The following is a 14,457-nucleotide window of genomic DNA, read 5'->3' on the forward strand; positions in this document are numbered from 1 at the left end:
CGAGGTGATCATTGGTAAGCTATACCACATAAGGTATTTCTCCAATCCGGAAATTGCTTATTGCGCTGGCGCAAGATGTTGCAGAGTTGTTGCAGAACAGCAAACAGGCGGCCCGCTGGGTCGCCCGTTTTGCTTTGCCATCAAATGGTTAAGTGGTGCCCCCACACGGACTCGAACCGCGGACCTACTGATTACAAATCAGTTGCTCTACCAGCTGAGCTATAGGGGCACTGGCTGTCGATTACTTCCTCTGGCAGTAGACTGCAAGCCTGAATTTTAGCCCAAACTTAGACATTGCCCAATTTCCTGAGAACGTGCAAAAAAACGCTGAATTCATCCGTTGCAAATATCTCGCGTGTGGTAACGGACGCGGCTATGCAGAAAAGCCAAGGGGTAAAGGAAAAATGCAGGTTGCCATCCACGCCGGTGTTGCCTTTTCGGATGAAGGGCTGGTGATGTCCTCGCTTGGTGCGAACAGGAGCGTACTGGCCAAGTATCGAACTGCGGTTCTGGGGCCGCGTCGGTCCCGGCTATTCGTCAAAGTGATGTCTGACTCGATTCTGCAGGATGTATCTGATGCAGACGCACGGAACAGATTGTCCGAGCTTGTTGCCGGAAACCAGAATCTGGACCGCGTGGTTGTGTCGAGCGACAAGTTCTTTGGCCCCAGGCGCACCGCGCTGCAAGACGGGCAGATCTATCCGTTTGCGGGGAATAGAACGGCCCATACGGACACTCTGCTGGACGGCGTACAGGTTCATGTGTTTGCAGGGCTGGTAAACCCCGGGGTTTTTATCCCAAAGATTCTGACCTCGATCCATGAAGACCATCAGCGGGACATTCTGGCCAGTACCGATTTAAGCTGCCTCAGCTGGCTTGGCATGATCGAAGACCTGCGGGATCTTGCGCCTCAGGTTCAACTCACCTTGTGGGAACACGAGAATTCGCCGCTTATCTGGGGGGATATCATCCGCGCAATAGCGGGATTGCCTGATGAGGCTGTGCTTCATGAAGAGTTTGCACTTCTGTCCTCACTTTTGACAGAAGCCGGACAACGTCATGTATTGGACATCGTGAGAAAAGGGGACGCCATCGATCCCGGCTGCCGACGTGAAGAAATGGCAAATATTCTGGACGAATACGCCCGAACGGAGCAAATCGAAGAAGAGCTCGACTTGCCGGGCTGGAACTCTGACATAGTTGAAGCGTTTACAGAACTTTACGAACAGGATCTGGCCACGATCCGGTCCATGCCGGACGTTCGTTTTTTGCAAATCTGATCGGTTTGCGCAGTGCCGTTGGATTGGGTGCACAACTGCGCGAAGGAAACTTTTTCAACGATTCAAGCGTGAGGGCAGGAACGCATGCCAATTTGGGGCCCTGCTGAATATCAGGCCACGAACTGGTGGTCTTGCGGCGACGCGTTGATACGGAAACTCCGGCCGATCAACGGATTAATCTGACGGACCATGGCGTTCGACCAAATCGATCATCCGGTTTGCCGCAGAATGGCATCATCTGACCGGTTCAATTGTTTGGCGCAATTCATCAGGCAGCAAAGTAATCTCGCAATATCCCGTTGAACAGCTCGGCTTTTTCCAAATGCGCCGCATGTGCAGAGTTTGGTATCACCGCGAGGTTTGCATTCGGGATGGATTGCCACAACTGTTCCGTCTGACTCCATGGGTAGGTGCGATCACGATCCCCCCAGATAATCAGCGTCTTGGTCTTGATTGCCGGCAGGTTTTCAGCGCCGCTCCAGGAATGCATCGCATCCAAACCTGACAGCATGGCCTTCAGGTTGCTTTTTTGCGCTATCGTGGCGCAAAGTTCATATTCCAAGGCTTTTTCGCGTTCGAGAAACCAGGTTGCCGCAATCCGCCGCGCCGTCACTTTCGGACCGTCTGCACAAGCACGGGTTTTCGAGGTGTCAATGGTCTCAAACCGCCCGGGCAGCACTCCTACGGAGCCGGTGCCATAAAGAACCAAACGGTCAACACGCTCGGGCGCACGGGCAACCATTTCCTGCGCGACCATTCCACCCATCGAGTGACCAACCAGGTGGAATGTCTCGATGTCGCGTATCGTCAGCTCATTCAGAGCCCAGTCCGCGAAGCCTGAGATGCTGCAATATGCGTCACGTTGTGCATTTTCGCCAAACCCCGGCAGATCCAGCGTGATGACATCGTAACCTTGCAAAGCCTCGACCTGCCGCTGCCATTGCCGACTGCCGCCCAGGAACCCGTGAACAAACACAATGGGTGTCATTTCCGGCCGCCCTGTACAATCCGATCGAGGATCATGGCACAGAACAGGATTGAGAACCCCGCAAGAATACCCTGGCCCACATTCGCGTATTGTAACGCTTCAAGAACATCCTCGCCCAGCCCTTTGGCACCGATCAGAGACGCAACAACAACCATTGCCAGTGACAACATGATTGTCTGATTGATCCCCGCCCGGATCGACGGGCTTGCCAGTGGCAAGTCGACTTTGGTGAGCAGGTACCATTTGTTGGCGCCGAAACTGATCGCCGCCTCGCGTACACTTTCGGGCACGCCACGCAAGCCGAGAACGGTCAGGCGCACCACGGGCGTACCACCGAAAATCATCGTGACCACGACCGCCGCCGGCTTGCCGACACCAAAAAACGCGATCACGGGGACCATGAAAACAAAGGCGGGCATGGTTTGCATGAAATCCATGATCGGCTGGATGAAGGCGTAGAACCGAGGGCGGCGCGCCGCGAACATGCCCAATGGAATTCCGATGACAATCGACAGGCACGCCGCTGTCCCCAGCAAGGCCAGCGTGGTCATTGCGCCCTCCCAAAAGCCCAACAGCCCCATATAGGCCAGAAACGCGCCCGAATAGATTGCCGTGCTGACGCCCGCAGTCAGCCAAGTTAGCAGAATGATGAGACTGGCGATCACGATCCATGGCGTCTGCACCAAAATGACCTCAAGCGCGTCCAGCAGGGTACGGATGCCGAATGTCAGCCCGTCAAAGAACGCTTCGCTGTTGCGCACGCACCAGGCGATGAAATCTTCCACCCAGGTGATGCTGGTCAGGCGGATATTAGGGTCTGTCGGGAAGTGGCTAAGCAACGAGAAACGCCCCGGAAAGCTGTAATGCATCATCGCCGCAGAAACGATCAGCGCCATAAAGATCGCGCTGAACACGATCTGCGATACCGGCATTGCAGATCGGATTGAACGATCTGACAGCCATTCCGAGAAACGCGCCTCGAGCGCCCAGTTTGCCACCTGAGACTGAACAAGCTTGACGATGATCAGAATGATCAGGCCGGTCAGAACGATATATGGCCCTTCAGCGGCCATTGCTTCGGCTTCGGCGCGGATGCCGCCTATGTTTTCTTCGAGCGAGTCCACCGTTCGCTGATAGACGTCGATCTTGTCCGAATTGTTTTCGATGGCAGCGGCCAACTGCTGACGGCGCAGCTCAAGCGTCCCTTCAATTGACGCGATGCGTTCCATTGCCTCGGCCGCCAGGTCGCCGAACATCCCGCGCGCGATCTGCACATAGGCTATTGTTTCGAGGATCAGAAATGGCAACGCCCATGACCACAAGCCCCGTGCACCGAACCAGACCGGGCCAAACAACCCGGCCATCAGATTGAAAGTCGGCGTAAAGCGGGACGACGCGCCGATCTTGTCGAAGTTGCGGATGTAATAGTCGGGGCTGGTGCGAACGAAGGCCCGGATGTTTTCGCGCCGCTCTTCGGCATATGCCAAAGCGGCCTCGTTCTTGGTATCTTCCAGCGGGTTCACATCTGAAGACCTCATGACACTTCGGTTCCTTCGATCACGGTGCGCAACAGATCGGCACGGGTTATGACGCCAACATCCACGCCGCCGTCCTCCACAAGGATCGCGTTGTCAGTGTCGATTGCCAGATTGATCAGCGTGCTCAGGTTTTCGCCTTCATTCACACGCGGGGCGTCCGAGGGCAGGGGGCCGTGGGTCGCGACATGTTCAGGTATGGGCCGCATGACGGCGTGGGCACGCACCACCTTGAGCCTTGAGATACCCGCCACGAAATCGGCAACATAGTCATCGGCGGGGTTCATGACGATGTCTTCGGCCGTCCCGATCTGCACCACCTTGCCGTCGCGCATGATCGCGATCCGGTTCCCGATACGGACGGCTTCATCCAAATCATGGGTGATGAAGATCGTCGTCTTTTTCAGGATTTTGCTCAGTCGAATGAATTCATCCTGCAATTGCCGCCGGATCAACGGGTCCAACGCCGAGAACGGTTCGTCCATCAACAACACATCCGGGTTCGCCGCCAGTGCCCGGGCAAGGCCCACACGTTGCTGCATACCCCCGGACAGCTCGTGTGCGAATTTCGATCCCCAGGCTCCGAGCTCGACGATATCCAGAATAGCGGCGGCCTGGCGCATGCGTTCATTCTTGCTGACCTGCCGGATTTCCAGCGGCATTGCGACATTGTCCAGCACAGACCGATGCGGCATCAGCGCAAAGTTCTGAAAGACCATGCCAATCTTGTTGTTGCGAAACTGCTGAAGCTCTTTCGGGCCCAGGGCCATCACGTCAGTGCCCTCGATTTCGATCTTGCCTGCGGTGGGTTCCAACAGCCGGTTGAAGTGGCGGACCAGAGTGGACTTTCCGCTGCCTGACAGGCCCATGATGCAGAATATCTCGCCCCGGTTGACCGAAAGACTGACATCAGCGACGCCGACAACGCAGTTGTATTCCGCCAGCACCTGGGCCTTGTCCAATCCGCGGTCGCGGATTGCTTGCAGCGCCACCTCGGGCCTGCCCCCGAATATCTTCCAGACATTCGAGATTTTAATAACGGTATCGTCGCTCATGAGTCCCCCAGAGGTGCGCATCTGGGTGGCGCCGTCCATCGCCGCCACCCTGTTTCTGGACGAAAGATCAGAGACCCAGCCAGGCGTCGACACGATCCGGGTTCGCTTCGACCCATTCACGGGCTACGTCCGCCGGGTCGCGGCCTTTTCCGCTGATCTCATAGGCGAACCCGCTGACATCATCCGCCGTCAATGCGAAATTCGCCAAGAAATCGGCAATCGCCGGAGAACGCTCTGGCAGCGTGTTGGACCAAGCAATCTGCACGTTCTTGAGGGCGTCCTTGGTCGCAACATTGGATTTGTTGTACCAGTCCGGGTCATCGGACGGTTGGACCATCACGTATTTTGCCGGGTCGAATGGCGGCTCGGTCAACATCTGGACGTCGAACATGTACCAGACGGCATGCGGCTTGTAGCAATAGAAGGCGTAGCCTTCGCCCTTGGCGATGCTGTCCTTGATCCGCGCGGTTTTCACGCTTTCCTCGGCACGTATCGGATCAATGAAATCCAGCAGACCATAGTCGCGGGTTTTGACTTCGTTCACGTTGGCCGAAGCCCAACCCGGCGCGCCAATCCACATTTCACCTTTGCCATTGCCGTCACTGTCCATCAATGCGGCCACATCCGGGCGGCCCAGATCGGCGATGTCGGTGATGTTGTTGGCTTCACCAAAGTCTTTGCTGACGCAGAAACCCTGATTGCCCTCGTAGGGGTTCGATGACAGGGTGACGGTGCCCGCATCGTCCACATATTTCTTGGTGAAACTTTCCTGGTTGGGCAGCCAAACGTCGGGATGAACGTCGATATCGCCCTTGCCCTGATCCATCGCCTGAAAGATCGTGGCGTTGTTGCCGGGCACATATTCCACTTTGCCCCCGATGCGCATTTCCACGACCGCGCCCAGCACATGGGCAATCGCTTGTGCACCGGTCCAGGATGGCACGCCGATTTTCACCTCTTCGGCTGCGAATGCCGGCACAGCACAGACGCTGACCGCAGCAGCCATCCCCAGCTTTTTCAGATTGGTTCTCATGGTCTTCTCCTCTGTTGAAGTGCGCCGTGGTTCGGCGTCGTTCTTTCCGTCGTTCGATTTTCCCGTCGCGCAACAGGGTCGCGCCAACATGCCTTTGGCGACACATTCGGACGGAAGGCTGAAAACAAGACCAACCGCCGGACCCTGCCCGGAAGTCTAGAACAGGAGCTTTTCCGAGAGCCAATTCGAACATTTCATCAAACTATTCTGTTTCTGCATAGTTTTCTGTATCCTTGCTGAAAATGCTCTTTCACAGGCGGGGACACGCATTGGATCTGAATTGGCTACGCGATTTTGAATGCCTCGCCCGGACCTTGAACTTCACCCGCGCGTCTGATGAGCGTAACATCACGCAATCCGCATTCAGCCGCAGAATCAAAGCGTTGGAAAGCTGGGTGGGGCTGCCTTTGGTCAATCGGGCAACCTATCCCGTGCAATTGACCGAGGCCGGAAAACAATTCCTGCCTGTTGCCCAGGCGGCAATTTCGCAGCTGTCTGAATCGCGCCAATCCCTGCGGGACGCCGACCGGGGCGACAGTCGGTTCATCCGGTTTTCGGTTCTGCACACCATTGCGGTTAATTTTTTGGCGACCCGCATAGAAGAGTTGCAGAAGCAGATCCCTGATTTGCGCACGCGCGTCCTGTCCGATTCTCTGAGCACCTGCTGTGATCTTTTAGTCGAAGGCGCGGTGGATATCCTGCTGTGCTACTATCACCATTCTGTGTCGCCCATGATCGACGAAACCGCGTTCGAGCGTAAGGATCTGCTGAAGGACCGTCTGATCCCGGTGGCTGCCGAGGGGCCGGTGCGGACACTGGGTTGGGATTTGTCCCGACAGGATGGCCCGCCGATCCCCTATCTGGCCTATGACCGGTCTTCGTTCTTGGGCATGGTCGTTGAAAACACCGTTGACCGGAAACCCCAGAATACCGAAACGATATATGTCGATAGTCTCGTCGAAACGATCAAACGAAGATTGATGACCGGCAGCGGATTTGCCTGGATGCCCGAAACGTCGATCTCGGCGGAGCTGGATCAGGGGTTGCTGGTGCCGATCGGTGATGATGCATGGTGTGCGACGTTGACGATTTCAGCCTTTTCCAATCCGGCCAGTTTGGATCAGATCGCGCACCAGCTTTGGCAGCGTTTGTGACTGGACGGGTTCGTTTTGGTGCACCGACCGGCCATCGAGCGGAAGATGCGCCGTTACCTGGTATGGCGGCCCGTCTGAGAAAAATTGACGATCGCGCGGACCAGCAGGTCGATCGTATCCACTGCATTGGCGTCATCCGCGATGCTGTCGGCGATGAGGGAGAACTCTGAGCAAGCGACAAGCTGCACGTCTGCCCCAGCCTTGACCAGAGCCCTTGAGGACGCTCTCAGCGTTTCGCGTGCCTTGTCGGTTTGGCCGTTGACCTTAATCGCGCGGATCGCCGCCAGCATCGCGTCGTCATCCGTTGGCCAAACGGTTGACAGCCCGCGCGCGTTGAGGGCTGTTTCGAAAAGACAAGTACGGCGCACCGCCGGAGAAGCAAGCACACCAACGCACCCACCCTTTCCGAGTGTCCCGACGGCGTGATCCGCAGCCAGCTCAACCATATTCAACAGCGGAACGGTCACGGCTTCGGTGATCGCCTTTGCATAATGATGCGCCGTGTTGCAGGGCATTGCCAGCGCCACGGCGCCGGCATCCTGAAGGCGTCGCGCCATCGCCGCCAGTGTCGGCCCCGGATCTTCGCCCGCCCCTTCGATCAGATGCGCGATCCGTGACGGGACCTGAGTGTTCATGTCGATCAAAAGCGGAATGTGGTCCCGGTCGTCGCTGACCTTTACAGCCTCGACCAGTTTGCGCTGGAGGAGGATCGTTGCCTCGGGGCCCATGCCGCCAAGAATGCCGATGGGGCGCAGCGTCATTGCTCAGATATTCACCCAGCGGTCTTTGTGATTGAAGGCAAAGTCATACCCCGCCAAAGCCGCCGCGCCGCCCGTGTGAAGGAAAACGACCCGCTGGTCTTTGAATTCGCCTTTGCGCGCCAGATCGATCAGGCCCGCCGCGCCCTTGGCCGAGTAGCAGGGATCCAGAAGGATACCTTCCAATTCGGCAAACATCTGGATTGCTTCGATGCCGCTTTCAGTGGGCAGGCCATAGCCTTCGCCGACATAGTCGGTATTGGCAATGACATCTTCGCGCTTTACCACGCCTGCGCACCCCAGCTTTTCGGCCGTCTTGCAGGCGAGGTCGTATACCATCTGTTCCTGCTTTGGCCGAGGTGCCCTTGTCCCGATGCCAAGCACCGGCACCTGCGCATTCATGGCGCACATTCCCGTCACCAAACCTGCCTGCGTACCGGACGACCCGGTTGCATGTACCAGCCGGTCAATCCGCAATCCGCTGTCATTGGCCTGACCCAACAGTTCAAAGGCCGCGTTTACATAGCCAAGCGCCCCGGTCGGGTTCGAGCCACCGCCGGGAATGACATAGACGTTTCGGCCTTCTGCCCGTTTCTTCGCGGCAGCCTGTTCCATTTCGCCCGGCATATCGTGCCCCCCGGGAAACTTCTGGGTGGTCGCGCCGTGCAAGTGGTCCAGTAGGACATTGCCGTTTGTATTGTAGTTGCCATCTTGATAGCCGGTGCGATCTTCCAGAAGAATATGGCAATCAAGGCCCAGCTTGGCGGCAAATGCTGCGGTTTGTCGACCGTGGTTGGTTTGAGTGGCACCTTGCGTCATCACCATGTCGGCGCCCTGCGCTTCCGCTTCGGCCATCAGGAATTCCAGCTTGCGGGTCTTGTTGCCGCCGGTTGACATGCCGGTGCAATCGTCGCGCTTGATCCAGATTTCCACACCCAGCTCTTTGGAAAGCCGCTTCATCGGTTCAAGCGGTGTCGGAAGATGGGCGAGGTGAAGGCGGGGAAAGCGCGCAAGATGCATGTCACAGTTCCTAATATTGATTTTCGTCAATTTACGCTGTGTTTTGCCGCTCTGCTAATTCGAAATTCGGTGGATATGTTGCAAAAATTGCATGTTGGTGATGTCTGGGCTATCTGATTCACATGCGTTTGGAATGGATCGATGACATATTGGCCGTGCTGGACAGCGGATCGCTGACACGTGCCGCGGAAAAACGGCTGCTGACTCAATCTGCCTTTACCCGCCGGGTGCGGCTCATCGAGGGCAGTATCGGTGCGACCCTGTTTGATCGTCGCCGCAAACCCGTATCCCTGATGCCGGGCGTTCAGGCATTGGAACCAGAACTGCGCGAGCTGAGTGCGCGACTGCACAAACTGCGTCACAGTTTGAAAACAGAAAGCGATCAGGCCAGCCAGCCTTTGACGCTTGTGTGCCAGCATGCGCTGACGACAACCGTCTCGCCGAAAGTGGTTCGGATGTTGACCGAAAACAGCGATATTTCGGTTCAGGTGCGATCGGGGAATCAGGACAAATGCCTGTTGCAGCTGATCTCGAAAGAAGTCGATTTCGCGATCATGTACGCGGCATCGGACGGCGGGGTGCAGAGCCTCGAAAGTGCGTTTGAGGCAAAGTCGCTTGGTGCCGACACATTGATCCCGGTATGCGCACCGGCAATGCGTGGCGAATTGGGTGGCAAGACCATTCCTGCGATTGTCTACCCGCCTGATGTTTTTCTTGGGCAAGTGTTTTCCCGATTGATTGCACCGCGTTTGCCCGACGAAACCAGACTCGTGGCCAAGGCAGAGACGGCCCTGACGCTGGCGATGCTGCAATATGCCGTGAATGAAATCGGTGTTGCATGGCTACCCCACTCTTTGGTCGCCACGTCGCTTGCTCAGGGGCAGCTTGTAAGCGTTGAAGAGGCTCTGCCTGCACAGGCACTGACAATAAGAATGGTCCGTTTGGCCGAAGCGAAGCCAGAGTTCAGTGAACAGATCTGGCAACGTCTTGCCGGGCAATCGCAAAGCTTTTGGTTGTCGCAGGATCAAAGCGACAAGGCGAGCTGAGCAGTTCGCCGAGAAAGGCACCGGGTCTGCCGGTCAGCATCGGAAGAATACGCAACGGAATAGTGGCAAAACCAAGCTGGATGTATCTAACCTGTGCTGAAAAGACAGCAAAAGGGCAGGTCAGCGGATGTTCAGGAAGGTATTGAAAACGGGTCTAGGTGGCGTGGTTCTGGGCATCGTGGGGCTGCTTGGTTATCTGCTGATCGCCCCCCCGGATTTGCTGAAAGTGGGCACGAATTACTCGGCCAAGATTGTCTGTTCGAATGTTTTCATTGCCGGACGTGATCCGGAAGAAGTCCTTGCGGTGGATGTGCAGGCCCCGGGGCATCCGCTGCTCAAACATGTTTCGATTGAGGTCGATCGACAGGCGCAGACTGTTCACGCGCGACTCTTTCGGTTCTTCGCGCCCGCCACGTCGCAGTTTCGGCAGGGGCTTGGCTGCACCAACGTGCATGCTACATCCCTGAGTGCGCAGCGGCTTGAGGCCGCCAAGTCCCCGATGTCCGGCCTTTGGCCAACGGGAAACGACGTTGCGCAGTCTCATGATCCCAAAATTCAGGCCGTCTTGTCAGATGATACGCTGCTTGGCGAAGGGTACCGCGCCGTAGTGGTGGTTCAAGGCGGGCGCATCGTGGCCGAACGCTATGCCGAAGGGTTCGACGCCGACACACCGTTGCTGGGCTGGTCCATGACCAAGACGGTCACGGCCGGGTTGATCGGGACGTTGATCAACGCGGGTCAGATGAATGTATCGGACACCCTCGTCGACAGCTTTCCCGAATGGGTAGAGGACGCAAGGCGCGACATTACTGTTGCGGACATGCTGGCAATGACAAGCGGTCTGCAATGGAATGAAGAGTACGGAGACGTGTCAGACGTGACCAGGATGCTGTATCTCAGCAATGACATGGCCGGTTTCGCTGCTGACCGTGCACTGGAAGCCGGCATTGGAACCGACTTCAATTATTCCTCTGGCACGTCCACCGCGCTGTCCCGGGTTTGGCAGGACAAGCTGCCCGATGGCGGTTTGAGCTATCCTCGGGATGCGCTTTTTGAACCGCTTGGCATGGCTTCGGCGATCATCGAGACAGATGTCGCCGATACATTCATCGGATCCAGCTATATGTACGCCACGGCCCGAGACTGGGCGAGGTATGGCCAGTTTCTGCTGCAAAAAGGGGTTTGGGACGGCGCACAGATTTTGCCCACAGGTTTTGTGGACTGGATGTTCGAACCTGTTGCGGTGTCTGGTGGGGAATATGCCAAGGGTCATCTTTGGTTGAAATCGCCGGGCGACCTGCCTCCGTTTGAAGACGCGGTTTGGTTGCAAGGGCATGACGGTCAGTCCATCGGAATTTTCCCGTCGCGTGACATGGTGGCCGTGCGGATGGGGCTTACACCTTCACGGGTGGGCTATTCTTCTTTGCCCTTGGCAAAAGCGCTTATTGCGGCTTTCGGGGGCTAGGGGATCGACATTCCCATCGACGCACCGCCCGACATTGCGGCGGGCATCGCCTGTGGGGCAGGACACCGGGTCGCAGATCGGTATCTTGCATGCCGGCACATTTTGGTATACCGCCGCATACAAAATCAAGGTGCCGGGCTTTCACGCGGCCTGGTGCATCAGCTAAATGGTCGGAACCGTCATGAGCCTTTACACAGAATACCTGAACGAAATCGAGACGCGCAAAGAACAGGGTCTGCACCCCAAACCCATCGAAGACGGTGCCCTTTTGCAGGAAATCATCGGGCAGATCAAAGATACGGATCACGCTCATCGCGCCGATTCACTGAACTACTTCATCTACAACACGCTTCCGGGCACAACCAGCGCCGCAGGTGAAAAGGCGCGCTTTCTGAAAGAGATCATCCTGGGTGAAGCGACGGTCGAAGAAATCTCGCAGGATTTCGCGTTTGAATTGCTGTCGCATATGAAGGGCGGCCCATCGGTAGAGGTTCTGCTTGATCTGGCGCTGGGCGATGACGCAGAGATTGCGCAGAAAGCGGCCGCAGTTCTGAAAACCCAGGTGTTCCTGTACGACGCAGATACCAACCGTCTGAAAACAGCCTTTGAGGCCGGGAACGCCGTCGCCAGGGACATTCTGGAAAGCTATGCCAAGGCCGAGTTCTTTACCCGGCTTCCCGACATCGAAGAAGAAATCAAGGTTGTGACCTATGTGGCGGCCGAAGGGGATATTTCGACCGATCTTCTGTCGCCCGGCAATCAGGCGCATTCGCGGTCGGACCGTGAATTGCACGGCAAGTGCATGATCTCACCCGAAGCACAGGCCGAGATTCAGGATTTGCAAAAACAGCACCCGGACAAGCGTGTCATGCTGGTTGCTGAAAAAGGCACGATGGGCGTTGGATCGTCGCGCATGTCCGGTGTCAACAACGTTGCATTGTGGACCGGAAAGCAAGCCAGCCCCTATGTTCCATTCGTGAACATCGCGCCGGTTGTTGCCGGTACCAACGGGATTTCACCGATCTTTCTGACCACAGTCGGCGTAACCGGCGGGATCGGCATCGATCTCAAGAACTGGGTCAAGAAAGTGGATGCCGACGGCAAGCCGATCCTGAACAACGACGGCAATCCTATCCTCGAGCAGAAATATTCTGTCGAGACCGGAACGGTACTGACCATCAACACCAAGGACAATAAGTTGTATAATGATGCAGGCGACAAAGAGCTGGTCGATCTGTCATCATCCTTCACGCCGCAAAAGATCGAGTTCATAAAGGCCGGAGGATCTTATGCCATTGTCTTTGGCAAAAAGCTCCAGACATTCGCGGCCGAGACGCTCGGTCTCGAGGTGAAATCCGCTTTCGCACCGTCCAAGGAGATCTCGCATGAAGGGCAGGGCCTGACGGCGGTTGAAAAGATATTCAACAAAAACGCGGTTGGTGTGGCCGAAGGAAAAGTTCTGCATGCGGGCTCGGACGTTCGGGTGAAAGTCAACATCGTCGGTTCGCAGGACACCACCGGCCTGATGACGGCGCAGGAACTGGAAGCCATGGCGGCGACAGTGATATCGCCCACCGTTGACGGCGCCTATCAGTCTGGCTGTCATACTGCTTCGGTTTGGGATTCCAAGGCGCAGGCAAATATCCCAAAACTGATGAAATTCATGAACAACTTTGGCCTGATCACTGCGCGTGACCCCAAAGGTGTTTATCACTCGATGACAGACGTTATCCACAAGGTTCTGAACGACATCACCGTGGATGACTGGGCGATCATCATCGGTGGCGACTCGCATACACGTATGTCCAAAGGCGTCGCGTTTGGTGCTGACTCGGGGACTGTTGCACTGGCGCTGGCCACTGGCGAAGCCACCATGCCGATCCCGGAATCGGTCAAGGTGACGTTCAAGGGCCAGATGGCGGATCACATGGATTTCCGCGATGTGGTTCACGCTACCCAGGCGCAGATGCTGAAGAAATTCGGCGACAACGTGTTTCAGGGGCGGATCATCGAAGTTCACATCGGTACATTGCTGGCGGATCAGGCATTCACCTTTACCGACTGGACGGCCGAGATGAAGGCCAAGGCGTCGATCTGCATCTCAGCGGATGACACGTTGATCGAATCTCTGGAAATCGCGAAAAGCCGTATCCAGATCATGATCGACAAGGGAATGGATAACGAGGCCCGGACACTGCAAGGCCTGATCGACAAGGCCGACGCGCGCATCGCGGAAATCAAGTCGGGTGAAAAGCCGGCCCTGAAACCGGATGAGAACGCCAAGTATTTTGCCGAGTTGGTGGTTGACCTGGATGAGATCAGCGAACCCATGATCGCCGACCCGGATGTCAATAACGCCGATGTATCCAAGCGGTATACCCACGATACGATCCGGCCGGTTTCCCACTACAAGGGGGAAAAGAAGGTCGATCTGGGATTTGTTGGATCGTGCATGGTGCACAAGGGCGATCTGGTCATCGTCTCGCAGATGCTGAAAAACATCGAAAAGGAGAAGGGCACTGTCGAGTTCAAGGCCCCGCTGGTCGTTGCGGCGCCCACCTACAACATCATCGATGAGCTGAAGGAAGAAGGCGAGTGGAGCATTCTTCAGAAGTATTCAGGCTTTGAATTCGACGATCTGTTTCCAAAAAGCAAAGCGCGGACGGAATACGAGAACATCCTGTATCTGGAGCGTCCGGGATGTAACCTCTGCATGGGCAACCAGGAGAAAGCCGCAAAGGGTGACACCGTGCTGGCCACGTCCACACGCCTGTTCCAGGGGCGTGTTGTTGAGGACGCGGCGGACAAGAAAGGCGAATCCCTGCTGGCATCGACCCCGGTGGTGGTGCTGTCGGCTGTTTTGGGCCGAATGCCGACCGCCGAGGAATACAAATCGGCCGTGAAAGGTATCGACCTGACCAAATTTGCGCCTCCGATGGAAAAGCCCGCAGGCACGAAGTCAGCGCATTTCTGAACGCAAGGCACTAAGTTGATCGCCCGGTCATCCCTTCAGGTGGCCGGGCGATTGAGTTCCGCTGTGTTCAGGCCTGGTTGCAGCGCGCGCCGCGCAAAAGCGCGGCATGGGAATGCCCCGAACCTTTCGCACGACTTCGCGTGGACCAC

General features: G+C 56.6%; 11 protein-coding genes and 1 tRNA gene. 5 read left to right on the forward strand and 7 right to left on the reverse strand.

Annotation, left to right across the window (positions count from 1 at the left end; translation table 11 throughout):
• Positions 1–153: 153 nt before the first annotated feature.
• Positions 154–229: transfer RNA gene (locus tag AC2FNN_RS10330), tRNA-Thr, on the reverse strand.
• 175 nt (positions 230–404) lie between these two features.
• On the opposite strand from AC2FNN_RS10330, the gene AC2FNN_RS10335 reads away from it, so the two are divergent.
• Complete coding sequence (locus tag AC2FNN_RS10335; protein ID WP_496758387.1) at positions 405–1,280, forward strand: hypothetical protein; 876 nt, start codon at positions 405–407, stop codon at positions 1,278–1,280.
• Between the two features lie 268 nt (positions 1,281–1,548).
• Here the strand turns inward: AC2FNN_RS10335 and AC2FNN_RS10340 are convergent, their stop codons facing one another.
• The 4 genes from AC2FNN_RS10340 to AC2FNN_RS10355 all read right to left on the reverse strand — a co-directional run bounded on the left by AC2FNN_RS10340 (position 1,549) and on the right by AC2FNN_RS10355 (position 5,891).
• Positions 1,549–2,268, reverse strand: a complete 720-nt coding sequence (locus AC2FNN_RS10340; protein ID WP_496758389.1) for an alpha/beta fold hydrolase — start codon at positions 2,266–2,268, stop codon at positions 1,549–1,551.
• Positions 2,265–3,806 carry an ABC transporter permease gene (locus AC2FNN_RS10345; RefSeq protein ID WP_496758390.1) on the reverse strand — a complete coding sequence of 514 codons (1,542 nt, stop codon included), beginning with the start codon at positions 3,804–3,806 and terminating at the stop codon, positions 2,265–2,267. Before AC2FNN_RS10345 ends, AC2FNN_RS10340 begins: the two co-directional genes overlap by 4 nt.
• Positions 3,803–4,858, reverse strand: coding sequence for a quaternary amine ABC transporter ATP-binding protein (locus AC2FNN_RS10350; RefSeq protein ID WP_496758391.1), 1,056 nt, complete (start codon positions 4,856–4,858; stop codon positions 3,803–3,805). Before AC2FNN_RS10350 ends, AC2FNN_RS10345 begins: the two co-directional genes overlap by 4 nt.
• Before the next feature lie 67 nt (positions 4,859–4,925).
• The gene (locus tag AC2FNN_RS10355) at positions 4,926–5,891 is read right to left on the reverse strand and encodes an ABC transporter substrate-binding protein (RefSeq protein WP_496758393.1); all 966 of its coding nucleotides are present in this window, start codon (positions 5,889–5,891) and stop codon (positions 4,926–4,928) included.
• 269 nt (positions 5,892–6,160) lie between these two features.
• Here AC2FNN_RS10355 and AC2FNN_RS10360 point away from each other — a divergent pair, with 269 nt between their 5' ends.
• Positions 6,161–7,045 carry a LysR family transcriptional regulator gene (locus AC2FNN_RS10360; protein ID WP_496758395.1) on the forward strand — a complete coding sequence of 295 codons (885 nt, stop codon included), beginning with the start codon at positions 6,161–6,163 and terminating at the stop codon, positions 7,043–7,045.
• Between the two features lie 53 nt (positions 7,046–7,098).
• Here AC2FNN_RS10360 and cuyB read toward each other — a convergent pair whose 3' ends face one another.
• Positions 7,099–7,806, reverse strand: a complete 708-nt coding sequence (gene cuyB / locus AC2FNN_RS10365) for a cysteate racemase (protein WP_496758396.1) — start codon at positions 7,804–7,806, stop codon at positions 7,099–7,101.
• 3 nt (positions 7,807–7,809) lie between these two features.
• The gene (gene cuyA / locus AC2FNN_RS10370) at positions 7,810–8,823 is read right to left on the reverse strand and encodes a D-cysteate sulfo-lyase (protein ID WP_496758397.1); all 1,014 of its coding nucleotides are present in this window, start codon (positions 8,821–8,823) and stop codon (positions 7,810–7,812) included.
• A 122-nt stretch (positions 8,824–8,945) separates the two neighbouring features.
• Here cuyA and AC2FNN_RS10375 point away from each other — a divergent pair, with 122 nt between their 5' ends.
• The 3 genes from AC2FNN_RS10375 to AC2FNN_RS10385 all read left to right on the forward strand — a co-directional run bounded on the left by AC2FNN_RS10375 (position 8,946) and on the right by AC2FNN_RS10385 (position 14,308).
• Complete coding sequence (locus AC2FNN_RS10375; protein ID WP_496758398.1) at positions 8,946–9,869, forward strand: LysR family transcriptional regulator; 924 nt, start codon at positions 8,946–8,948, stop codon at positions 9,867–9,869.
• A gap of 127 nt (positions 9,870–9,996) precedes the next feature.
• Positions 9,997–11,334 (forward strand): serine hydrolase domain-containing protein, encoded by a 1,338-nt coding sequence (locus AC2FNN_RS10380; protein WP_496758399.1) that lies wholly within the window; start codon positions 9,997–9,999, stop codon positions 11,332–11,334.
• A gap of 181 nt (positions 11,335–11,515) precedes the next feature.
• Positions 11,516–14,308 (forward strand): bifunctional aconitate hydratase 2/2-methylisocitrate dehydratase, encoded by a 2,793-nt coding sequence (locus tag AC2FNN_RS10385; RefSeq protein WP_496758401.1) that lies wholly within the window; start codon positions 11,516–11,518, stop codon positions 14,306–14,308.
• The last annotated feature ends 149 nt before the right edge of the window (positions 14,309–14,457 follow it).

Source organism: Ruegeria sp. BHSA118, from assembly GCF_059613405.1.